Genomic DNA, 22,055 nt, shown 5'->3' on the forward strand with positions numbered 1-22,055 from the left:
TCTCACTTCTCCGTTGGTCCTACAGCACGGCCAGTTGGCTGTTGCGCAGGTCCGTGACCAGCATATGACCCGGCGCGTGGGTAATGGCGAAGGGCGGTTTCGCCGCCTCCAGCGCTACCTGCGGGGTAACGCCGCAGGCCCAGAACACCGGCATCTCCCCCGGGTGGATCGAGACCGGGTCGCCGAAGTCGGGTCGGGAGATATCCGCAATACCGATCTCCGCCGGGTCGCCAAGGTGGACCGGCGCTCCGTGTACCGCGGGGAATCGGGTGCAGATCTGGATTGCCCGAATGGCGTCGGCGGCGCGAAAGGGGCGCATGCTGACAACCATTTTGCCGGCAAAGGGACCGGCGGGGTCGCAGTCGATGTTGGTGCGGTACATCGGGACGTTGACGCCCTGGCTGATGTTGCGAACTTCCAGCCCGTCCGCGATCAGGGCCTCCTCAAACGAGAAGGAGCAGCCCAGCGCGAAGCTCACCAGGTCATCGCGCCAGAGTTCGCCGAGGTCGGTGACCTCGCCCTTGAATTCGCCGTACTCGAATAGCCGGTAGCGTGGCACATCGCTGCGCAGGTCGATATTACCCAATCGTGTTAAGCCGGTGTCACCCGGTGCCGCGGACATCGCCAGCAGCGGGCAGGGGCGCGGATTGAGTTGGCAAAAACGCAGGAAATCCGCCGCCCAGTCGGCGGGCAGGATGGCGAGGTTACACTGGACGAATCCCGGGCAGTAACCGGAGGTATTGCCGCTGAAATCGCCACGGCGAATGGCCTGGCGGAGTTCCTGCGGGCTCTGTGTCTGTGGCATGGCGTTACAGCTTCCCTTGGCGGTGAATGAAAGTGTGGCACAGATTCTGGCGGGAGCACTATCGCTGTGTCCGCGGGCGCCGGCAACCAGATCCGTGGCGGTTGTATTTAGCGGTGCCAACGGGCTTGCACCGCAGCGCAGTTCAAGGCAGCGTAGGCTATAGTTTGCAGAACCTTTCGCAGTCACAGGGTAATACCATGCCGCATCCCTCCCGCACCGCCGTCACCTATCCACACAAACCCGCCATTGTCATGGGATCGGGGGAGGACGCGGTGCTCACCTATGCCGAACTGGATCGCCACTCCTGCCAGGGGGCGCGACTGTTGCGCGCCCTGGGACTGGACCGCGGCGACCGGGTGGCAGTGCTGGCAGGCAACAGTCCCGGCTATCTCGAATTCTGCTGGGCGGCGCAGCGTGCCGGCCTGGTGTTCGTGCCGGTACCGCTGCACGCACGGCGCGAGGAAGTCGCCGCGATACTGGAAGACAGCGGGGCCCGTTTTTTACTGGTTGCGGCCAGCCTCAGCGCCGAAGCGCTGGCGTTGCCGCTGGATGCCCCGGGGGTGGATCACTTTTACATGCTCGGCGGTATAGCCGAGGGCTTCGAGTCCTGGGAGGAAGGCATCGACCGGCAGGACGCCGTGCCGCCGGACGATGAGGCCGGCGGGGTGCCGATGTTCTACGCCGCCGGCGCCGGCGAGCCCCTGCGCGGTGCGCTGCCAACCCCCCTCAGTGACGATGTCGATACCCCTCCGGCACTCGCGGGAGGCGTCGGGGTAGCCTTCGGCTTCAGTGAGGAAACGGTATTTCTCTCCCCCGCGCCGCTCTATACGCCCGCCTCCCTGCTCTACAACATGATGGCCCTCTACCAGGGCGGCACCTGCGTGCTGATGGAGTCCTTCGAGCCGGAGGCCGCGCTGGCCCTGATTGAAGAGCACCGGGTTACCCACAGTCTCTGGGTGCCGAGCATGTTCGGGCAGCTGCTGCGGCTGCCCCAGTCGGTGCGCCAGCGCTACGATCTCGGTTCGATGCAATACGCGCTGCACGCCGGCGCGCCCTGCCCGGTTGCCATCAAGCAGCAGATGATCGACTGGTGGGGGCCGGTGCTGGTGGAGTACTACGCCGCTGGCGCCAGCGAGGGGGCGACGGTGATCGACTCGGCGGACTGGCTGGCGCACCCCGGGTCGGTGGGCCGGGCCTTTCTCGGCCAGCTGGAGATTGTCGACGCCGATGGGGCATTGCTGCCCCCGGGGCAGATCGGCCAGATCCGCTTTGCCGGCGATGAAATCGGCACCGGCGACAGCGGCTACCTCGATGCGGAGGGTTACCTCTACGTGACCGACCGCTCCAGCGACAGCGTCACCAGCGACGGGGTCACGGTCTATCCGCAGGACCTGGAAAGCCTGCTGATGACCCATGCCAAGGTCGCCGACGTCGCGGTGTTCGGCCTGCCCGACGAGGGCGAGGGAGAGCAACTGCAGGCACTGGTGGAACCGGTCAACTGGGCCGACGCCACCGACGAGACCGCCTTCGAGATCATGGCCTGGCTGCGCGAGCGCCTGGAAGACCTGGTCATGCCGCACAAACTGGATTTCCGCGAGCGCCTGCCCCGGGAAGAGGACGGGCGGGTCTACCGCCAGCGCCTGAAGGAAGAGTTCCGCGGCGGCAGTCGCGACGATACCCCGCCGGAATAGCGCGGGGCCGGCTCGCCGGCGGCCAGCGACTGGCCCGGCACCGGAGCTGCAACCCTGTTGTCAGCCCGTCGCGTGTTGCCGCTGCCAGCGCTGCACCAGTTCGCGGGTGGCGGGCATTTGCTGGCCGGCGGATTCGCCCTCCGCCAGGCAGCGTTCCAGGATGCCGACATTCTGCGCCACGACCTTGCCACCGTGATGGCAGCGGTTGAATTCGGTCAAACCCATCGGCGCGGCTTCCCGGTCGGATTTGCGCATGGTGTCGGCAATGCGCTTGTCGCTCATCAGCCAGGCCATCAACCTGCCCATGAACCCGTTGCGCCGCAGCCGGAGCATTTCCCGCTGTGACTCGCAGCACAGCGGCCACAGCTGCGGATCCGCGACCAGGCTTTCGGTGCCCGCCCAGCCGTTCAGTTCGCTGGCGATGGTGAAGGCGGAGAAAATGTTGGTGGACATGCGGTACAGGCGGGTGGGAATGGTCTTGCAGGTGGCCACCCCGCTGGCGCTGAAAAGTTCGGCAAAAGCCCTGGCGGGAGCCTTTGGCGCGGTCGTCACGAAGAACCCCACGTGGTCCGGGAAGTTGATATAGGCGACGTCGGCGCCATCGTGTTCGGCGCGGTCTTGCGGCGCGGGCTGCGGCGCGTTGGCCGCGCCGACCATGTAGGCGAACATCTTCATGGTGCCTTCCAGCAGGCGCGCTTCGGGGAGCCCGGTGGTGCGCCGGATGTGGTCGTAGAGTCCGAGGCCGACACCGTTGATGATCAGCACTGCCCTGCCGCCGCGGAAAATTTCACCGAGGATGCTGAGTGTCATGGTGCCCTGTTCACTGAAACAGGTGGCGCCGTCGAGGGTCAGCAGGATGAAATCGTAGTCCGTGCCGCGCAGTTGCTCCGGGTCGCCGACAACCTCGAAATTCTCGAGCAGGTTGCAGTGCTGTTCGTCATAACTGTACAGGCGTTGCGGGCGGGCCAGCGCAGCCAGCCGATGGGGGCGAACCAGGAAGGTAATGTCGGCGCCGGCCCGCTGCAGGTGGTAGCCGGTGGTCAGGCCCAGCGCTCCCGCGCCGACGATCAGGACACGTGCTGCACTCATGCGAAATTCCCGTCTAATGCTGTTATTGGCTTGGCCGGCAGCTTAACACAGAGCGGGCCAGCCCCGGCGGCGCCGGCCCGCCGCGGGCCGGGCTCAGGACCCGCTGCCCGCCGCGGGCGCCGGCGCCGCTGCCGCGCGGCGTTTGCCGCGCTGGCTGAAGGGCAGGTAGAAAACCGGTACCACGAAGAGCGTGAACAGGGTGCCCACCAGCATGCCGCAGGTGATCATCAGGCCGATGCTGAAACGGCTGTTGGCGCCGGCGCCGGAGGCCACCAGCAGCGGCCAGACGCCGAGCACGGTGGCGAAGGTGGTCATCAGGATCGGCCGCAGGCGCAGGGAGGCGGCCTGCAGGATGGCGTCGCGCCGGTCCATGCCGCCCTCGTAGAGTTTGTTGGCAAACTCGACGATCAGGATGCCGTGCTTGCTGATCAGGCCGATCAGGGTCAACAGGCCCACCTGGGTGTAGATATTCAGGGTGGCGAAGCCCAGCGCCAGCGGCACCACGGCGCCGAAGATCGACAGCGGCACCGTAACCAGCACCACCAGTGGATCGCGGAAGCTGTTGAACTGCGCCGCCAGCATCAGGAAGATCAGGATCAGCGACAGCCCGAAGAGGATGGGGAAGGAGGCGGTTTCCTGCACGAACTGCCGCGAGGCCCCGGTGTAGCCGGCGCGGAAACCGCTGGGGGCGATCTCCTTCAGTTTGGTTTCGAGGAACGCCAGGGTGGTGCCCAGGCTGTTCGGCGGCATCATCAGGCCCTGGATGATCGTACTGTTCAACTGCTGGTACTGGGCCAGTTCATTGGGCTGCACGCTGGTGCTCAGGGTGATGACGCTGGACATCGGCACCAGTTCCCCGCCCTCGGTGCGCAGGTAGTATTTTTCCAGTTCCTCGGGGGTGAGGCGGAAATCCCGTTCCGCCTGCGGTATGACCTTGTAGCTGCGGCCGGAAAGGGTGAAACGGTTGACCTCCGCCTCGCCGAGCATGGTGGCCAGGGTCTGGCCGATCTCCTGCATGGAGATTCCGAGGCGTGCGGCGAGCTCGCGGTCGATCTTCACGGCGATTTCCGGGCGGTTGAAATCCAGGGTCTGGGTCACGAAGGCGAACAGGCCGGACTCCCGGGCCGCCTGCAGCAGCTCCTCGCCGACCTGGTACACGTCCTCGTAACTGGCGGTGGAGGCCACCACGAAGCTCACCGGCAGGCCCGACTCGGCCCCGGGCAGGGAGGCGCCGATAAAGGAAAACATTTCCATCCCGGCGACCTTGTCGAGTTTGTCCTGCAACTCGATCTGCAACTCCTGCGCCGAGCGCTGCCGTTCGCTCCAGGGGACCGCGACCACACCGCCGAAATTCTGCCCGTGGTTGATCACCCGCCAGGAGCCGCGGAACTCGGGAATGGTTTTCCAGATATCGTCGATTTCCAGCAGGTAGTGGGTCAGGTATTCCATATTCGCCTGGGGCGGCGCATTGCCGATCACCATGACGCCGCCGTTGTCTTCCTCCGGCGCCAGTTCCTGCTGGGCCAGCGAAAACAGTAGCGGCAGGCTGCCGAGCAGGGCGGCGGCCAGCACCAGGACCGCGCCGCGGTTGGCCAGGCAGGCGGTGAGCAGGCGCTGGTAGGCGGCGATCAGGTGTTCGAAGCGGCGGTCCAGCCAGTCGGCGAAGCGGCCCTGGTGGGCGGCATCCTTGAGGACCCGCGAGCACATCATCGGGCTCAGGGTCAGCGCGACCACGCCGGACACCATGACTGCACCGGCCAGGGTCAGGGCGAACTCGCTGAACAGGGCGCCGGTCAGGCCGCCGATGAAGCTGATCGGCGCGTAGACCGCGACCAGGGTCAGGGTCATCAGCACCACCGGCAGGGCGACTTCCCGGGCGCCCCTGATGGCGGCGTCCAGCGGGGTGGCCCCGTTCTCGATATGGCGGTGGACGTTCTCCACGACCACGATGGCGTCATCCACCACCAGGCCGATGGCGATCACCATGGCCAGCAGGGTCAGCAGGTTGAGGGAAAAGCCCAGCGCCATGATCATGAACACGACGCCGATCAGGGACAGGGGAATCGCCACCAGCGGTATCAGTACCACCCGCATTGAACCGAGGAACAGGTAGATCACGAGGATAACGATGAGCACCGCTTCCAGCAGCGTCGTGGCCACCTCGGTCAGCGCCTCCTCGATGAAGACGCTGCCGTCCCAGTCCAGCAGCACTTCCATGTCCGCGGGCAGGTCCGCCGCGATGCGCGGCAGGGCCTTGTGCACTTCCTGTGACACCTGCAGCGGATTGGCGCCCGGTGCGGGGGAGATCGCCATGAATACCGTCTCCCGTCCGCTGGACAGGGACTTCATCTGGGAATCCTCGGAGTCGAGTTCGATATCGGCGATATCGCCGAGGCGCACCCGCTCGTCGCCGGCCTGGCGGACCACCAGGGCGGCAAATTCATCGGTGGTCTGCAGGCTGGTGTTGGCGTCCACGGTGACCCGCACCAGGTTGCCCTCGGTCGCCCCGGCGGCGGCGATGTAGTTGTCGCGCTGGATCGCCGCGCGTACATCGTTGGCGGTCACCCCGCGCGCCGCCATCCGCACAGGGTCCAGCCAGATGCGCATGGCCAGCTTGCGCTTGAAAATCTGTGCCTGGCCGACGCCGGGCAGGGTCGCGAGTTCCGGCTGCACCGCGCGGGTGATGTAATCGGTGACCTCGTAGGGGGTCATCTGCCCGCTGTAGAAGGCGATGTACATCATCGCGTCGCCGCCGAAGGAGTTGTAGACCACCGGGTCCTCGATGTCCCGCGGCAGTTCGTAGCGGGCCTCGTTGACCTTGGCGATCACCTCGTTGAGCACTGCGGTACTGTCCTCGCCGAGGCGCACATGCACGGTGATTTCCGAGGAGCCCGGGTTGCTGGAGGACGTGATGTAATCGATGCCCTTGGCGGTAACGATGCGCTCCTGCAGCGGCGTGGTGACAAAACCCTGTACCGTGCTGGCGCTGGCGCCGGGGTAGGCGGTGGAGACGTAGACCACGCTGGTCTCCACCTCCGGGAATTCGCGCACGCTCACCCGGAAGATCGAGGCGATCCCGAGCACCAGCAGCAGGGCGCTGACGACAATGGCCAGGACCGGGCGGCGGATGAATATGTCGGTAAAGTTCATGGCGTCGCGGGGCTCACTGGGTAAACTCGGCAGGGTCTTTTTCCAGCACCACCCTGGCGCCCTTGTAGAGCTTGTTCTGGCCCACGCTGACCAGCCGCTCGCCGGCCTTGAGCCCGCCGGTCACGGCGACCCGGCCACGCATGATCTGCCCGGTCTGGACCACGCGGGGTTCGACCTCGAGACCGTCCCCCGCCTTGTTGACCACCCAGACGGTATTGCCCTGCAGTGAATAGGTCACCGCGATCTCGGGTATGGTCACTACCTTGCGGGGCTGTTCGAGGTCGACGGTAATGCGGGCGAACATCCCGGGCAGCAGCCCCTCACTGGAATCCAGCCGGGCCCGCAGCGCGAGATTGCGGGTGCTGGAGTCCACCGCGGCATCCAGGGCGATCAGGCGGCCGTCGTAGGACATTTTGCTGGCACTGGTGCGCAGGCTGACCGGCAGCCCCGGGCGCAGGCCGGGAAAATAGCGCTCGGGGACCGAGAAGTCGACCTCCAGGGTCGAGAGGTCCTGCAGCGTGGTGATCGGGGTGCCGGATTCGGTGTAGTCGCCGGTTTTCACCCTGATGATCCCGATGGTGCCGCTGAAGGGCGCGATGATGCGCTTGTTTTTCAGTTGGGCCTCGATTTCCGCCAGCGAGGCGGTAGCGGCTGTGAGATCCGCCAGGGAGCGGTCGTACTGGCTCTGGGGAATGGATTTCTGTTTCACCAGGCTGGCATCGCGCTCGTAGAGTTGCCGCGCCAGTACCAGGTTGGCCTGGGCCCGCTCGCGGGCCGCCTGTTCCACGCTGTCGTTGAGGGTCAGCAGCAACTGTCCGGCCTCCACCCGCTGGCCGGATTCGACGGCGATGTCGATGATTTCGCCGCTGGTCTCGGTGGCGAGGTTGACGCCGCGGGCCGCACGCAGGGTGCCCACGGCCTCCAGCGTGGTGGGCCAGGATTCCTCCCGTGCAGTGGTCACAGCCACGGTGATCGGCGGTGGCGTGTGGTCCTGCGCGGCGAGGGCGCTGAATTTCATATAGAGGTAACCGGCGATGGAGCCGAATATTAGCAGCAGTAACGCGGCGACGATCAGATAGGCGCGCAAGGAAAGCCCCTGTTTTTCTGGTTTTGTTTTTTGATCGGCTAATTCTAGGCGCTAAACCCGCGGCCCGCATGACTAATCCGGGTAATTTGCCACCGCTGGCCGCCGGCGGAAAGCCCTGTCAGCCTGCCGGAATGTGCTATATGCTATTAGTACCTGTGCGTACCCGGTGGCAGCGGCTGCCAGAGTGGGGGGGGTTGCCCGTCCAATTGCGACTGCGAGTCGGTGCGCCATACCTTATTATTTCCCGAATCGAGCGGTACCACGGGGGTCACGGTGATCAAGTCGAGAAAAATCAAGTCGCTGGAAAAGCAGATGGATGCGGCTGCCAGCTATGCCGAGTGGAAGGAGTCGGCGCTGGCCCACGATGAAGTGACGGGGGCGGCGCGCTGGCGCAAGATCGACCAGACCAGCCAGTACGACTACACCCAGATTCGCCTGCGTCTCGACCGCCTGCGCAGCCTGCGGGCGCGCCAGGATGACCAGGGCCTGCTGTTCGCGCTCAACGAGGGTATTCACGGCAACATGGGGGGTATGGGGCGCTCCACCCTCTACCGGCGCGCGCGCTTTGGTACCAAGCACCTGATCGAGCAGTATATCGACGAAATCGACGACGCCCTGCGCTACCTGGCCGAACTGCCCAGGGACCGTATTGCGGTGCAGGACAAGCTGGATTTCTTCTACCGGGCCAACCTCTGTTTCGGCCGTTCCGGCCTGATGCTCAGTGGCGGCGGCGTCCTGGGTTTTTATCACCTCGGGGTGATCAAGGTCATGCTGGAGCAGGGGCTCCTGCCGCGGGTGATCTCCGGCTCCTCCGCCGGTGCGCTGGTGTCCGGGGTGCTCGGCACCCACACCGACGAGGAACTGATACGCTTTCTCGACCCGCAGAGCCTGCATTTCGAGGCCAAGCGCGAGGCCAGCGCGTTTTCCCGGATGTTCTTCGGTTCCAGCCCCTCTATCGACGTCGGCGACCTGCAGCGGCTGGTGGAGCGCATGATCCCGGACATGACCTTCCAGGAAGCCTATGAAAAAACCGGGCGCCAGATCAGCATCACCGTGGCCCCGGCGGAACCCCACCAGCGCTCTCGCCTGCTCAACGCAATTACCTCGCCCAATGTCTATATGCGCTCGGCGGCCATGGCATCCTGCGCGGTGCCGGGAGTGTTTCCGCCGGTGGTGCTGATGGCCAAAAACGTGCACGGCGAACCACAGCCCTACCTGCCGACCCGCAAATGGGTGGACGGTTCCATCGCCGACGACCTGCCGGCCAAGCGGCTGTCGCGCCTCTACAGCACCAACCACTATATCGTCAGCATGGTGAACCCGGTGGTGACGCCGTTCATCGAGAACGAGAAAAAAAGCCGCAGCCCGGCTTCCCGGGCGCTGCGCGCCTTCGGTGTCGGCATGGGCAGGGAGGTGCTCAACCTCTACCGCGGCATGGTGCAAAAACAGGGTGACAACTGGCCGCGCATGAACATGGCGATCAACACCCTGCACGCCCTGATGGACCAGAACTACAGCGGCGACATCAACATCGTCCCCGGCTTCCGCTGGTACAACCCGCTGAAACTTCTTTCCCAAATCACCGAGGAAGACCTGGTGGCGCTGATGGAAGAGGGCGAGCGGTCCACATTCCCCAGGGTGGAAACCATACGCCTGTGCACCAAGATCAGCCGGACGATGGAAGAACTGCTGCGCCGCTTCGAATACGGGGACCTGCGCCCTGATTCCAGCGATTACCAGCGACCGCGCTCCTCCCGGCGCCGGCCAACACCCACCCGTGCCGACCGCGAAGCGATGCGGGAGCACGGGGTGGAGTTCGAGGGTAAATCCGGCTCGACTGTTGTCCAGCCGGCAGCAGCAAAGAAAACCGCCGCCAGTAAAAAGTCCCCCGCGAAGAAGGCGCCGGCCGGGGAGCGGCCTGCTGCCGGGAAAGCGGCTGTGAAAAAGCGCGCTCCCCGCGCGGCTGCGAAAAGCACCAAGGCCAGCGGAGACAAGGCCGCCTGAATGACCGGCCCGTAAGAGGCCCCGATACAAGGAGATAACAATGCCAGGTCCAAGCACAGTCAATGAATGCATGCGGCGCAATCCGCTGACCATCAAACAGGGCGCCAACCTCGTGGAGGCCATCGAGACCATCGTCAACAACAAGTTGACCGGACTGACCGTGGTCGACGACGGCGGCCTGGTTGTCGGGGTCCTCTCGGAACTCGATTGCATCCGGGCGGTACTGACCTCGCTGTACAACGACGGCGATCCGGAGCACGCCCTGGTGTCCGAGGTCATGACCCGGGCGGTCAACTCCTGCAAACCCGGCGACGGGATCGTCGAGGTGGCCCAGTCCATGCTCGACACCCGCCAGCGCCGGCGCCCGGTGATCGAGGACGGCAAGCTGGTGGGGCAGGTCAGTTCCGCGAATATCCTCTGGGCGTTGATGGAGCACTCCCGGCGCAAGACCTTCGCACCGAAAGCCTGACGCCCCCGATTCGCCACATGCTGTAACCCCCATGCCACAAGTTGCCCTGATTACCGGCGGCGCGCGCCGTATCGGCCGCGCCATCACGCTCTGCCTGCACGCCGCAGGTTACGACATCGCCCTGCATTACCGCAGTTCAGCGGCGGATGCCGAAGCCCTGGCCGCGCAGCTCAATGCCCGGCGCAGCGCCAGCTGCGATCTGTTTGCCGCTGACCTCGCCGACCACAGCCAGGTACAGGCGCTCGGTGACGCGGTAAGCGCGCGCTACGCTGCGCTCGACCTGCTGGTCAACAACGCCTCCGGCTTCGAACCGACGCCATTGGAAAACTGCACGCCGGCGGCCTTCGACGCCATGCTGGACTCGAACCTGCGCGGCGCCTATTTCCTGACCCAGGCCCTGCTCGCTCCCCTGCGCAGTGCGGGTGGCTGTATCGTCAATGTCATCGATACCCATGTGCAGCGCCCGCTGCCGCAGTTCAATGCCTACGGCGCCGCCAAGGCCGGGCTGGCCTCGCTGACCCGCAGTTTCGCGGTGGAGCTGGGGCCGCAGATTCGCGTCAACGGCGTATCACCCGGCGCCATTCTCTGGCCGGAGGACGATGCCGCCTACGATGCGGAGACCCGCAAGGCGACCATCGAGGCCACCCCCCTGAAACGGCTGGGAGCGCCGGAGGATATCGCCCGCACCGTGCTGTTCCTGGCCCGCGAGGCACCGTTTATCACCGGACAGGTCATCGCCGTGGACGGCGGGCGCGGGCTGACCTGACACCATTGCCGCCAGGCTGTGCACGCCGCGGGGTAGGGCTACTCCGGGGCTGTTGGCGGCTGCGGTTGACGGTCCGCGAGGGGGATCAACGCTTCGAGGCTCTCCCTGTTCCCCGCCGCCAGGGCCTGGCGGATGGCTTGCGCCGTACTTTCGGACGACTCCAGCTGCGCATCCCCGGCGTAGTACTGGATGTACGCGCGAATGGCATCGGGGGTGCAAATGTCCGACCTGGTCTCGCATAGCGCGAGTTGCCAGGTGTAATAGTCGGACTCCTCATAGGCTGAATAGTGGGCCAGGTAGCTGGTAACCTGGGACAGCGCCGCCAGGTCGGTGCCAGGCGCTTCCAGTGCCGCGTCGATGATGTGCTGCCGCACAGTGCTGCCCTCGAAGGCCTCCGGGTGAATACTCGCCATCCACACCACAGCGTCGCGATTGCCCGCGTCGGCGGCTTTCTCCAGCCAGGCATAATGGGTTTCCCAGCGTGAAAGGTCATCGCCAATGATCACTGCCAGTGCGTCACAGCGTTCAGCACGAGCTTTCATCGTTGCAATGAACTGCTCGGGCAGTGTGTTTTGCTGCTCCAGCCGCTGGATGACGTCGGTTTTGCTCACACCGAGGCATTCCTTCAGGGCCCTGGCGACCTGGAATTGGGATTTCGGGTCACCGCTTTCAGCGGCCTCGATATTTTCCCGGTACAGGTCCTCCGGAGTACGGAGATAAATACTGGATAACCCGGAGCCTTCTACTACGGAAAGGAATGGGGTGACACGCGTTGCAGCGAGATCGCGCCAGTTATAACCGAAGTACATGCCTGCATCCGCATCGGCGCTGGCGGGCTCCCGGGACATCTCCTGTGGGCTCCGCACCGTCGGGGCTGGGTTGCCGCTACTTTTTTCCGCGGCACCCGCGGGTGCCGCCGGTGCGGTTGCCGGTGCCGGCAGCGGCCCGGGCAGCCCGGGAGAGGGCTGCCGCGGCCAGTAGTGGTAGAGCAGGACAAACGCGAGAAGCGTGGATACTGCGAGCGTCGGGTAGCGTGGTTTCAGGGTTGATCAGGCCTCCTGCCTCAATCGATCAGCGCCACCGCCATTTTCGCCAGCGGTTCCACCATGGCGCCGCGTGATTTTGCCTCGCTGCTGGACGCGTTGCCCTGCTCGGCGCGCTTGGCCACGCCCTGCAGGATGGCGGCCAGGCGGAACAGGGAAAAGATCAGGTAGAAGTTCCAGTTGGCGATGCCGTCGCGGCCGGTGCGTTCGCAGTAGCGGGCCACGTATTCCTCGTCGCTGGGAATGCCCAGGGATTTGCGGTCGATCCCGGCGAGACCGGCGATAGAGCCGTCGCCGGGCAGCATCCAGGCCATGCACTGGTTGGCGAGATCCGCCAGCGGGTTGCCGAGGGTGGATAACTCCCAGTCCAGCACCGCGATCACCTCGGGTTTCTCGGGGTGGAACATCAGGTTGTCGAGGCGGAAGTCGCCGTGCACCAGGCTGACCCGGCCGTCGTCCTCGGGCATATTGGCGTCGAGGTATTCCATCAGGCGGTCCATCTCCGGGATGGGTTTCAGCTCCGATGCCCGGTACTGCTTGCTCCAGCGACCCAACTGGCGCTCGAAGTAATTGCCGGGCTTGCCGTAATCGCCGAGCCCGACCGCGTCGATATCCACATTGTGCAGGGCGGCGAGGGTGGCGTTCATGGAATCGTAGTAGGCTGCCCGCTCCGCATTGTCGCGGGCCTCGGGCAGGGCCGGTTTCCACAGGATGCGGCCCTCGAGGAATTCCATGACGTAGAACATCGATCCGATGACCGATTCGTCGTCGCACAGGACGAAGGTTCGCGGCACCGGCACGTCTGTGGCCTGCAGGGCGCTGATCACCCGGTATTCTCGGTCCACCGCATGGGCGGACTTGAGCAGTTCCCCCGGCGGCTTGCGCCGCAGAACATAGGTGCCGCCCGGCGAAGTGAGCTTGAAGGTGGGGTTGGACTGTCCACCGGCAAACTTCTCGGCTTGCAGCGGGCCGGTGAAACCCGGCATGTGCGCGGCGAGGTACTCTTCCAGGCGCGCGGTATCGAGATCGAGTGTGGTCATTAGTGTCACTTTTCTGCTATCGAATCGGCCCTGCGGGCAGGCCGGCCGATCATACCCCACGATGAATTGCAGGGCCAATTGGGCAAGCGGCCGACCGATGCCCCCGATGTGCGGGCTGTCCGGCGCGCTACTCGCCTGATTCGAACCGGGCGCCGGCAAAGCTCTGGTACACTGCCCGGGTGAGCCAGCAGATGTATGACAGTATCGAACCCATCGGGGAAACCGCGCGCCAACAGGTCCGTGCGGCGACCCTGGCCTGTATCCGCGATGCGGAGATCGCCCTCGGCCGGCAGTTGCCGAGGCTGGAAATCTGTTTCGATCTCAGCGGGGGTACGGCGGGGATGTTCCGGGCGCGGGATGCCCTGCGCCAGATCCGCTACAACCCCTGGATATTCGCCAAGCACTGGGAGGACAACCTGGCCAATACCGTGCCCCACGAAGTCGCGCATTTCCTGGTGCACGAAACCCGCGGCCGCCGGCGAGTCCGTCCCCACGGTCCGGAGTGGCGCCTGTGGATGGACTTCTTCGGAGCCGATCCGGCAGTCACCTTCGACCTCGACATTTCCGGCGTACCCCGGCGGCGGCAGCGCACCCACGCCTATACCTGCGCCTGCCGTACCCACGACCTGTCCTCTACCCGGCATAACCGCGTCCAGCGCGGCAGCCGCTATCTCTGTCGCTACTGCCACGGAGCGCTGGTTTACGCCGGGCGCTAGTCGCCTTTTTTCAGCGGGTGTTGGCGCGGCTGGATGGCGTGGGGCGGCCGGGCGACTGCTCCGCCCGCATCAGCCGTCCAGGTCCAGTTCCACGCCGCTGAACATTTCCTCCTCGGGCTTGAGCCTGGAGGACTGGTCGATGACCGCGCGATCGGCGGGCAATCCCAGGGTGTTGACCACGTGGGCCTTGGTGGCGGTCGCCCGCTGCTGGGCGAGGTCGAGCAGGGTGTCGTCGCCGATCGGGATGCCTTCCAGTACCCGGGCGTAGCGCTCGCGGAAGTTGGGTAGTTCCTCTTCCCCGGCGGCGAGCGCCTTGTAGCGCGCGTCGATCGCCTTGAGGTAGGCGTCGCTGCGATCGCTGATGTCGTCCCCGGAGAGGCCCGCCTCGAGCAACTGCTCGCGCAGGGCCGCCTCGCGCAGTTTGGCGCGGTCTGCCGCGAGATTCAGGCGGCCCTTGATCACCAGGGTAAGCTGCGGCCTTTGCTGCAGGGCTTCGGTCAGCTGGGCCAGGCGATCCGCGGTGACCGGCGAGATTTCCGCGCTGCCCACCGGGAAGGGCATGCGCTGCAGGTCCTCCTCACTGCCGACGAGATTGGCCAGCAGGTTGAAGGGGGCGGTGACCGCCTTGGTCAGCAGGTTGACGAAGGCGCCGACAATCACGCTGCTGAGGTCGAACTCGGGGCTGTCCACGTCGCCCTCCACCGGCACCTGCAGGTCGATGACCCCGCTGGCATCGGTGAGCAGGGCGAGGCCCAGTTTCAGCGGCAGGTCCAGGGCCTTGTCGCTGTCGATTTTCTCGCCCAGCCGCAACTGGTCGATCAGGACCTTGTTGTCGCCTTTCAGGCGCTCGTTTTCGAGGCTGTAGTGCAGGTTGAGGGTCAGCAGGCCGCGTTCGATGGCGTAGCCGGCGTAGGTGCCGGAGTAGGGTGTCAGGGTGGCCATGTCGACACCGGTGAAATCCAGTTCGAGGTCCAGTGCCGGGCTCGCTGCAAAGGGCGCCGCGGTGCCGCCCAGGCTGACCGGGGCGTAGCCGTCCACGCTGCCCTTCAGGTCGATGGTCGCGCTGGCTCCGGGGCTGGAATCGATACCGGCGATCTCGCCATTGAGGTCGCCGATTACCGTGCGGAAATGAATCGGCAGGGATTCATCCTGGAAATCCAGCTCACTTCCGGTGATCAGAATCTGCGGCAGCTGCACCCGCCAGGGGGTCGAATCGGCGCTGGTATCCTCGATCACCGCCTGGGCCTGGGTGTCGGACAACTGTTCACGCCAGACATTGGACGCGTTGACCGTACCGTCCTCGGCGATATGCAGGCGCCCGCGATAATCCTTGATGACCAGGCGGGCCAGCACGACCTCCTGCCCGGGGAGGTCCACGGCGAGTTGCTCCCAGCGCACACTGTCCCAGGAGGTGAGGGATTCCTCGGTATCCACGATGCGCCCGGAAAAACCGCTGATCTCGCCATCCATGGCGATCCGGGTCGGCAGGAAATCGGCGAGGGTGACCTTGCCCTCCACGCCGAGTTCGCCGCCGGTGATGCGGGCGTGCAGGGGCGCCGGCAGGTTCGGGTTGAACCAGTCCAGTGGCAGCCCGCTGAGGCTGTAGTCGATGTCGCCGCTGCCCGGCTCCAGTTGCAGGGCGCCGTCCACGCTGACGCTGGCTGCACCGTTTACCGTGAGTGCGAGTTGCAACGGGGAGTTGCCGCCCAGCGGCCAGTTGAGGTTTTCGATATTGGCGGTAAGCGGCTGGACCTGCATGAGGGCCGGCTCGGTGTATTCCGAGCGCCAGCCAATCCGGCCGTCCTGCAGGCGCACGCTGGCGATGTTCGCCGTCCAGGCGGTGTCGCTGCCGGACGCGGCGGTAGCGGCAGCTGCCGGCTGGTTGGGGTCGGGCAGAGCGGGCTGGTTGGGATCGGCCGCAGCGCTGACCGGTGCCAGCATGTCCGCGAGACTGGCCCGCGGGCCTTCGCTCCAGCCGTCCACGGCAAGGCCGTCCAGCAGGATGCCCCCGATACTCGCTCGCTGCTGGCGGGTGTCCACCGCGATGTCGCTGATCAGCAGTTGGCCCAGTTGCAGTCCGGTATCGGGCAGGGCGTTGGGGTCCTGGGGTACGAGCGACAGCTCCTTGAGTTCGAATTCGCCCTTGCTGATCGCGGCAGTAAAACCTGCGGACCAGTCCAGCCGGTAATCGCCGCTGATATGCACTTCACCGCGCTGCAGTTCAAAATTCAGCCAGGGTTTCGCGAAGCGCCAGACGGGCCTCAATTGCAGGTGGGATATATCCAGTTTGCCCGCGCTGGTCTGTTCGGGAAGGGAAACATCGCCGGTCCAGCGAAGCAGGCCCCCATCCTCGCCGCTCAGCTCGATGCTATAGGGGTCGTGCTCGTCATCGTGCACCGTGGTGAGGTCGGTCACGTGGAGATCGAGGTGCTCCCAGTAAGTGCTGTACACATCCTCGCGGGCTTCGTCCGTGTAGTCGATGCGTTCGGCCTCGAAATCCACCTTGTTGATGGTAATCGCCGGCAAGCCCGTATCCTCAGCTGGCGGGGCCTCTTCGCCGGAATCCGGCGGGAACATATCGGAAAAGTTGAAGTTGCCATCGGCGAGTCGCCGCACATCCACGCGCAGTCCCTGCACGGCCACTGCATCCAGCACCAGACCCTTTTCGACCAGGCTCTCGAGCGAAAGATCCACCACAGCGCTGTGCAGCGAGAGGAATTCATCCCCGTCCGGCTCCAGCAGGCGCACGCCGCGCACCTGTGCAGCGAGGGTGAAGGGATTGAACAGGATTGCGTCGGACTGCAGTTCCCGGTTCAGGTACTGCTCCACCAGGCGTGGCGCGAGGAAGTTTGCCGCGGGGATGATTACCAGCACTACCAGTGCCAGATAGGCAATATAAGCAGCCGCCAGCACCTTGAGTGTGGTCTTCAGCACGTCGTGTTTCCGGAATTCATGTACAGCCTACTATAGCCCGAATGGCCGGTGCTTTCCCGGAAACCTGCCCTTGCTTTGTTCGCCGGGCGCGCTTTTGCTGGTTTTTTTTTGGGGCGCGAGGTTGATAGTGTTTTCGCACCGGGGGCGGGCGGCCTGGCGGCCGCTGCATTGGCGCCGGATGGTGCATGTCTTTTGCTCCATTGCGGGTGCTTGCGGCGCGTTGGCCTGTTGGTGCCCGGAATTGCCGCGTGGCTGCCGGGTTTTGAATGGGTCTTGAGATTACATGCTACCTGGCTGCACGGTAGCTGGTGTGGTGGCATGGCGCATCGCGTTGCGGTGGCGGATCCGCTGCAAGATCGAGTTCGCACCGACGCCCTCCAAGTCCGCAAAAGACATGCACCACCCGACGCCAATGCGGGTGCCAAACGACAGCTGACGGAACTCCGGGCTGGCTTGCTCCTCGAAGCGGGTGAAATGCGAAGGCTAAAACCAAGCTTTAGTAAACCGCAAACCGCAAACCGCAAACCGGACCAGTGTACGAAAGCCTGGGGTTACCCCCGCGTTGCCAGTGGGTGGGAAGGCGCTTTTACGGACTTGGAGGGCGTCGGTGCGAGCTCGATCCCCAAGCGGAACCACCTCACCACCGCGATGCGCCAGCCCACCCCACCAGCTACCGTGCAGCCAGGTAGCATGTAATCTCAAGCCTCATTCAAAACCCGGCAGCCACGCGGCAATTCCGGGCACCTAAAAGCTAACGCGCCGCAAGCGCCCGGAATGGAGTAAAAGCGCCTTCCCGCCCGCAGGCCACGCAGCGGCCGCCAGGCCGCCCCACGCAGCAAAGAAAGAAGGGCACAGCAGGCATCGAAGCCCAGTACTACAGCCCCTTGCGATAGGTATAGGGCGTAACCCCGGTCCAGCCCTTGAAGGCACGGATAAAAGCCGAGGATTCCGAGAAACCCGCACGCAGCGCGATTTCCTCGATGGACAGGCCCTGTTTGCCGAGGAAATGCAGGGCTGTATCCCGCCGCACCTGGCTTTTGACCTCCTTGAAGGTCGTGCCCTCGGCGGAGAGCCGGCGCCGCAGGGTCTGGGGGTGGATGTCGAGCATGGCGGCGACGTCGCCCAGCTCCGGCATATCGACCAGGTTCTGGTGTACCGCTTCCCGCACCCGCGCGGTCCAGCTGCTCTGGGCGTAGGTCTGGGTGAGCATGATCAGCACCGGGTGGCGCAGGAAGTGGCGCAGGGAATGCTCGGTCTGCGAGACACGGCGCTCCAGCAGGCTGCTGGAGAAGACCAGCTCCGAGTGGGCCTGCTCGAACTCCACCGGGTTGCCGAGAAAAACCGCGCGGTATTCGCTGGCCTCGGTGGCCGGCCCGTAGGCCAGGTTGACCACCTGCAGGGGCAGGTGCTCCTGGATCAGCCAGCTGGCGAAACGGTGGGCGTTGAACAGCAGCAATTCGATCATGTAGGGGTCGGGTATGCGGTCGCTCTCCACCAGCACGACGCGGATGCGCGCCTGTTCACCCTCGACGATGAGGTGGGGATGCACGCCGAATTCGAAGAGCTGGTAGAACCGGCAGTAGCGGGCGAGGGCCTGGCCGAGGGAGTCGCAGCCAATCACCGCGTGGCACATCATCGACCAGCAACCGAGCGGCATGCGCCGCGACACGAATCCGAGGGCCTCGTCCTCCATGGCGATCATGGTGCCGACCTGGAGGTCGGCGAAGCGCTCGGCCGAGATGCGCGCATTTTCCTCGCGCAGCAGGCGCGGGGAGATCCTGGCCTGGCGCAGCAGTGCCGCGGGATCCAGCCCCGCGGCGACAGCGTTCCTGAGGACGGCGCGGGCGAAGTAGACGGAGATGGATATGTCGCGCATGCCTAGCCGCCGCCGTTACTCAGGTGTATCGGGTTTTTGTCGATCCAGGCCACGCGATTGCGCCCGTTGCGCTTGGCGAGGTACATGGCGCGATCGGCTTCCTGCTGCAACTGGTCGAGGTTGACCTCGCCGCGGCTGCCGGCAACGCCCAGGCTGAGGGTGATCGGGATCCGCTGCCGGTCCACCCACAGGGGGTGTTCGCCGATCGCCTCGCGCAGGCGCTCCGCGACCCTGCGGGCGAATTCGAGCCCGGTGTCGGGCATCACCAGCAGGAACTCCTCGCCGCCGATACGGGCGACGACATCGGTGCCCCGGCAGGTTTTGGCGATGATGCCGGCCACTATGCGTATGACATTATCACCGGTCTCATGACCAAAACTGTCGTTGATGTTCTTGAAATGATCGATGTCTATCGCGATGGCCGAGGTATACAGGTCCTGGCGTGAGGCCCTGGCGAGGCTGATCTGCAGGCTGGTCTCCAGGCCGCGGCGGTTGAGCAGCTGGGTCAGCGGGTCGATGGTAGCGAGGTGCGACAGGTGCTGCTGGTATTCCACCAGCACACTGGCGAGGAAGCCGACAACCACCAGCACATAGGCCCAGCTGTAGGCGCCGAAACTGACCAGTTGGGCATCCGAGTAATTGCTCCGGAAGAAGAGCTGGTAAAGGCCGATCAGGTTGCCGGCGACCATCAGCACCGTGGCCACGCACATGATGGCGTCGCCGACATTGTGCTGCTGGGTGCCGCGGCGGGCAAATATAACGCCAGAGGCAGCAAAACACAGGCCGGAAATCACGGCGCACAGCGCAAACAGTTGCCGGTCGTCGAGAAACAGGGCACCGAGGCTACCCAGCACGCACATTACGCCGAGGCTGGCCCGGCCGCGGGTCAGGCCCGCGCGCTGGCCGGCGGCGATGAACAGCAGGTAACCATTGATGACCCAGGCCACGGAGGGAACGCCGATGCCGAGGGGGGATTCAATACCCTGGTGCAGGGTGAACAGCATCCAGCCGAGCATGGTGGCCAGGGCGTACACCGTAAACATGCCAAGGCCCTTGGGGGGTGCGCTGGCTGCGCTGAGGTCGTAAACCACCAGCATCTGGGCCAGCGTGATACTGAGGATCAGCCCCAGGTAGAGAGTAGACCAGTAATCGGGAAAGAAGTGTTCCATGCCGGGCTGGGCCGCTGTTAGTTCCAGTCAATTATTTTGTCGGGGGTGGTCATTGTTGCCCGGCAGGCCGCTCACCATACTGTCCGCCGTATCAGTGGCGGTTGCCGGGTGATTCCCTGGTCGGCCCTAGCCGTGGCCCCGGTTTTCCGGGCGCCTTTGCATTGCCGAGCCAAGCGATTGTGCCACAGTTGTGACTGTGGTGTGAGGGCTCGCAAGCCGTTGTCTGCTTTTATCTACAATCCCTGAACCATCCCGACCCAGTGCCTGGGACGCTACCTCGAGAGGAGAAAAAATATGGATCTGCAAGGTAAAGTTGCAATTGTCACCGGTGGAGCTTCCGGTCTTGGCCAGGCCACGGTGGAGGCCTATGTCGCCAAGGGCGCCAAGGTCGCCATCTTCGACATGAACGCGGAGCGCGGCAACCAGCTGGTCGAGGCACTGGGTGCCGACAACGCGGCCTTCTTCAGCGTCAACGTGGCGGATGAAGACTCGGTCAAGGCAGCGGTCCAGGGTGTGGTCGAGAAATTCGGCGCACTGCATATCTGCAACAACTTCGCCGGTATCGCCAGTGCCGCGAAAACCCTCGGTAAGGACGGTCCCTTCCCCTTCGCGGAATTTACCAAGGTCATCAATGTGAACCTGGTGGGTACCTTCAACGTATCCCGTTTTGCCGCCGAGCAGATGGCGAAGAACGAGCCGATCAACGAAGACGGCGGCCGCGGCGTGATCATCAACACCGCCTCTATTGCCGCGTTTGAAGGCCAGATGGGCCAGCTCGCGTACTCCGCTTCCAAGGGCGGCGTGGTCGGCATGACCCTGCCGATGGCCCGCGACCTCGCCGCCTACGGCATCCGCGTCAACACTATCGCTCCCGGCCTGATTCACACCCCGCTGTTCGAATCCCTGCCGGAGAAAGCCTACCAGGCGCTGTGCGAGGCACCGCTGTATCCCAAGCGCCTCGGCAATCCGAAGGAGATCGCCCACCTGTCCGTGTTCATCGCCGAGAACGATTACGTCAACGGTGAGGTCGTGCGCATCGATGCGGGCATCCGCATGCAGCCGCGGTAAGGACACTGCCATGGGACCCCTGAACGGTTACACCGTACTGGAGCTCGCCGGCATCGGCCCCGCCCCCATGGGCGGCATGATGCTGGCGGACATGGGCGCCGAAGTGATCCGTATCGAGCGGGCGATCGGCGCCAGCGCCCTGCACCAGAAGGATGTGAGCAGCCGCGGCAAGAAATCGGTGACCATCAACCTGAAATCGGCGGAGGGCGTCGAGACCCTGCTGCGCATGGTGGAGAACGCCGACGTCATCATCGACCCCTTCCGCCCCGGCGTCTGTGAAAAGCTCGGCATTGGCCCGGAAGCCTGCATGGCGCGCAACCCCAGGCTGATCTTTGCCCGCATGACCGGATGGGGTCAGGACGGCCCGCTGGCCCACACCGCGGGCCACGATATAAACTACATCGCCCTCACCGGCGCACTGTATGCAATGGGGCGCAAGGGGCAGAAGCCCAGCCCGCCCCTCAACCTGGTCGGTGACATGGGCGGCGGCGGCATGCTGCTGGCCATGGGCATACTCGCTGCCCTGCTGGAGACCTCGGGTTCCGGCAAGGGCCAGGTGATCGATGCCGCAATGGTCGACGGTACCGCCCAGCTGATGTGGATGTTCCACGGCTGGCAGCACACCGGCGACTACGATGCCACCGCCCGCGAGGGCAACATGCTCGACGGCGGCGCCCACTACTACGATACCTACGAGTGTGCGGATGGAGAATTCGTCTGTATCGGCGCCATCGAACCGCAGTTCTACGCCCTGTTGAAAGCGAAAATGGGCCTGTCCGAGGAGGAGTTCGGCGACCAGGACAACCCGGCGGAATGGCCGCGGATGAAAGCCCGGTTGACTGAAATCTTCAAACAGAAGACCCGCGACCAGTGGTGTGAACTGCTGGAGGGAACCGACGCTTGTTTTGCGCCGGTGCTGAGCCTGCTCGAAGCGCCCGCGTACCCGGCCAATGTGGCCCGCAACACCTATATCGAAATCGATGGCATGGTACAGCCGGCGCCGGCACCGCGTTTTTCCCGCACGCCCTCCAGCGTGCGCAACGCCGGTTCGGTACCGGGCGCGGATACCGGCAGCGTGCTCACGGCAATGGGCTTCGCGGAACAGGAGCTGGCCGAACTCATGGCTGCCGGCGCCATCGCCTGAAGGA

16 protein-coding genes are annotated in these 22,055 nt (G+C 64.8%); 7 read left to right on the plus strand and 9 right to left on the minus strand.

Annotated features, from left to right (window positions below):
* Nucleotides 1-19: 19 nt before the first annotated feature.
* The gene (locus tag ACNKU3_RS00615; protein ID WP_418257462.1) at nucleotides 20-805 is read right to left on the minus strand and encodes a putative hydro-lyase; all 786 of its coding nucleotides are present in this window, start codon (nucleotides 803-805) and stop codon (nucleotides 20-22) included.
* Nucleotides 806-1,002: 197 nt separating this feature from the next.
* Between ACNKU3_RS00615 and ACNKU3_RS00620 the strand changes: the two genes are divergently transcribed.
* Nucleotides 1,003-2,496: an AMP-binding protein gene (locus ACNKU3_RS00620; RefSeq protein WP_418257463.1), complete on the plus strand. Its 1,494-nt coding sequence runs from the start codon at nucleotides 1,003-1,005 to the stop codon at nucleotides 2,494-2,496.
* A 60-nt stretch (nucleotides 2,497-2,556) separates the two neighbouring features.
* Here ACNKU3_RS00620 and ACNKU3_RS00625 read toward each other — a convergent pair whose 3' ends face one another.
* The 3 genes from ACNKU3_RS00625 to ACNKU3_RS00635 all read right to left on the minus strand — a co-directional run bounded on the left by ACNKU3_RS00625 (nucleotide 2,557) and on the right by ACNKU3_RS00635 (nucleotide 7,822).
* Nucleotides 2,557-3,585 carry a ketopantoate reductase family protein gene (locus tag ACNKU3_RS00625; RefSeq protein WP_418257464.1) on the minus strand — a complete coding sequence of 343 codons (1,029 nt, stop codon included), beginning with the start codon at nucleotides 3,583-3,585 and terminating at the stop codon, nucleotides 2,557-2,559.
* Between the two features lie 93 nt (nucleotides 3,586-3,678).
* The gene (locus ACNKU3_RS00630) at nucleotides 3,679-6,735 is read right to left on the minus strand and encodes an efflux RND transporter permease subunit (RefSeq protein WP_418257465.1); all 3,057 of its coding nucleotides are present in this window, start codon (nucleotides 6,733-6,735) and stop codon (nucleotides 3,679-3,681) included.
* Nucleotides 6,736-6,748: 13 nt separating this feature from the next.
* Nucleotides 6,749-7,822, minus strand: coding sequence for an efflux RND transporter periplasmic adaptor subunit (locus ACNKU3_RS00635; RefSeq protein WP_418257466.1), 1,074 nt, complete (start codon nucleotides 7,820-7,822; stop codon nucleotides 6,749-6,751).
* 273 nt (nucleotides 7,823-8,095) lie between these two features.
* Here ACNKU3_RS00635 and ACNKU3_RS00640 point away from each other — a divergent pair, with 273 nt between their 5' ends.
* Genes ACNKU3_RS00640 through ACNKU3_RS00650 form a run of 3 tightly spaced genes read left to right on the plus strand, consistent with a single transcriptional unit; the run spans nucleotide 8,096 to nucleotide 11,061 of the window.
* Nucleotides 8,096-9,826: a DUF3336 domain-containing protein gene (locus tag ACNKU3_RS00640; protein ID WP_418257467.1), complete on the plus strand. Its 1,731-nt coding sequence runs from the start codon at nucleotides 8,096-8,098 to the stop codon at nucleotides 9,824-9,826.
* Between the two features lie 40 nt (nucleotides 9,827-9,866).
* Nucleotides 9,867-10,295 (plus strand): CBS domain-containing protein, encoded by a 429-nt coding sequence (locus tag ACNKU3_RS00645; protein WP_418257468.1) that lies wholly within the window; start codon nucleotides 9,867-9,869, stop codon nucleotides 10,293-10,295.
* Between the two features lie 31 nt (nucleotides 10,296-10,326).
* A complete protein-coding gene (locus ACNKU3_RS00650; protein ID WP_418257469.1) occupies nucleotides 10,327-11,061 on the plus strand; it encodes a pteridine reductase in 735 nt (244 codons plus the stop codon).
* Nucleotides 11,062-11,099: 38 nt separating this feature from the next.
* Here the strand turns inward: ACNKU3_RS00650 and ACNKU3_RS00655 are convergent, their stop codons facing one another.
* The gene (locus ACNKU3_RS00655; RefSeq protein WP_418257470.1) at nucleotides 11,100-11,909 is read right to left on the minus strand and encodes a hypothetical protein; all 810 of its coding nucleotides are present in this window, start codon (nucleotides 11,907-11,909) and stop codon (nucleotides 11,100-11,102) included.
* Between the two features lie 215 nt (nucleotides 11,910-12,124).
* Nucleotides 12,125-13,144: a phosphotransferase gene (locus tag ACNKU3_RS00660; RefSeq protein WP_418257471.1), complete on the minus strand. Its 1,020-nt coding sequence runs from the start codon at nucleotides 13,142-13,144 to the stop codon at nucleotides 12,125-12,127.
* A gap of 191 nt (nucleotides 13,145-13,335) precedes the next feature.
* On the opposite strand from ACNKU3_RS00660, the gene ACNKU3_RS00665 reads away from it, so the two are divergent.
* On the plus strand, nucleotides 13,336-13,860 hold the full coding sequence (locus tag ACNKU3_RS00665) for a SprT-like domain-containing protein (RefSeq protein ID WP_418257472.1): 525 nt from the start codon (nucleotides 13,336-13,338) through the stop codon (nucleotides 13,858-13,860).
* Between the two features lie 69 nt (nucleotides 13,861-13,929).
* Here ACNKU3_RS00665 and ACNKU3_RS00670 read toward each other — a convergent pair whose 3' ends face one another.
* The 3 genes from ACNKU3_RS00670 to ACNKU3_RS00680 all read right to left on the minus strand — a co-directional run bounded on the left by ACNKU3_RS00670 (nucleotide 13,930) and on the right by ACNKU3_RS00680 (nucleotide 19,839).
* Nucleotides 13,930-16,794 carry a DUF748 domain-containing protein gene (locus ACNKU3_RS00670; protein ID WP_418257473.1) on the minus strand — a complete coding sequence of 955 codons (2,865 nt, stop codon included), beginning with the start codon at nucleotides 16,792-16,794 and terminating at the stop codon, nucleotides 13,930-13,932.
* A gap of 874 nt (nucleotides 16,795-17,668) precedes the next feature.
* Nucleotides 17,669-18,670 carry an AraC family transcriptional regulator gene (locus tag ACNKU3_RS00675; RefSeq protein WP_418257474.1) on the minus strand — a complete coding sequence of 334 codons (1,002 nt, stop codon included), beginning with the start codon at nucleotides 18,668-18,670 and terminating at the stop codon, nucleotides 17,669-17,671.
* Between the two features lie 2 nt (nucleotides 18,671-18,672).
* Nucleotides 18,673-19,839: a GGDEF domain-containing protein gene (locus ACNKU3_RS00680; protein WP_418257475.1), complete on the minus strand. Its 1,167-nt coding sequence runs from the start codon at nucleotides 19,837-19,839 to the stop codon at nucleotides 18,673-18,675.
* A gap of 294 nt (nucleotides 19,840-20,133) precedes the next feature.
* On the opposite strand from ACNKU3_RS00680, the gene ACNKU3_RS00685 reads away from it, so the two are divergent.
* Entirely contained in the window at nucleotides 20,134-20,907 is a 774-nt protein-coding gene (locus ACNKU3_RS00685) for an SDR family NAD(P)-dependent oxidoreductase (RefSeq protein ID WP_418257476.1), read from the plus strand.
* A gap of 10 nt (nucleotides 20,908-20,917) precedes the next feature.
* On the plus strand, nucleotides 20,918-22,051 hold the full coding sequence (locus tag ACNKU3_RS00690; protein ID WP_418257477.1) for a CaiB/BaiF CoA transferase family protein: 1,134 nt from the start codon (nucleotides 20,918-20,920) through the stop codon (nucleotides 22,049-22,051).
* Nucleotides 22,052-22,055: the final 4 nt, after the last annotated feature.

Origin of the sequence: Haliea sp. E17 (assembly GCF_048323675.1) — a bacterium.
Taxonomy (GTDB): domain Bacteria; phylum Pseudomonadota; class Gammaproteobacteria; order Pseudomonadales; family Halieaceae; genus Mangrovimicrobium.

Coding starts and splice junctions, on each gene's coding strand:
- ACNKU3_RS00675 (WP_418257474.1), bottom strand. CDS start 18,670: ATGCGCGACATATCCATCTCCGTCTACTTCGCCCGCGCCGTCCTCAGG.
- ACNKU3_RS00630 (WP_418257465.1), bottom strand. CDS start 6,735: ATGAACTTTACCGACATATTCATCCGCCGCCCGGTCCTGGCCATTGTC.
- ACNKU3_RS00615 (WP_418257462.1), bottom strand. CDS start 805: ATGCCACAGACACAGAGCCCGCAGGAACTCCGCCAGGCCATTCGCCGT.
- ACNKU3_RS00690 (WP_418257477.1), top strand. CDS start 20,918: ATGGGACCCCTGAACGGTTACACCGTACTGGAGCTCGCCGGCATCGGC.
- ACNKU3_RS00660 (WP_418257471.1), bottom strand. CDS start 13,144: ATGACCACACTCGATCTCGATACCGCGCGCCTGGAAGAGTACCTCGCC.
- ACNKU3_RS00650 (WP_418257469.1), top strand. CDS start 10,327: ATGCCACAAGTTGCCCTGATTACCGGCGGCGCGCGCCGTATCGGCCGC.
- ACNKU3_RS00685 (WP_418257476.1), top strand. CDS start 20,134: ATGGATCTGCAAGGTAAAGTTGCAATTGTCACCGGTGGAGCTTCCGGT.
- ACNKU3_RS00645 (WP_418257468.1), top strand. CDS start 9,867: ATGCCAGGTCCAAGCACAGTCAATGAATGCATGCGGCGCAATCCGCTG.
- ACNKU3_RS00620 (WP_418257463.1), top strand. CDS start 1,003: ATGCCGCATCCCTCCCGCACCGCCGTCACCTATCCACACAAACCCGCC.
- ACNKU3_RS00665 (WP_418257472.1), top strand. CDS start 13,336: ATGTATGACAGTATCGAACCCATCGGGGAAACCGCGCGCCAACAGGTC.
- ACNKU3_RS00680 (WP_418257475.1), bottom strand. CDS start 19,839: ATGGAACACTTCTTTCCCGATTACTGGTCTACTCTCTACCTGGGGCTG.
- ACNKU3_RS00655 (WP_418257470.1), bottom strand. CDS start 11,909: ATGTCCCGGGAGCCCGCCAGCGCCGATGCGGATGCAGGCATGTACTTC.
- ACNKU3_RS00625 (WP_418257464.1), bottom strand. CDS start 3,585: ATGAGTGCAGCACGTGTCCTGATCGTCGGCGCGGGAGCGCTGGGCCTG.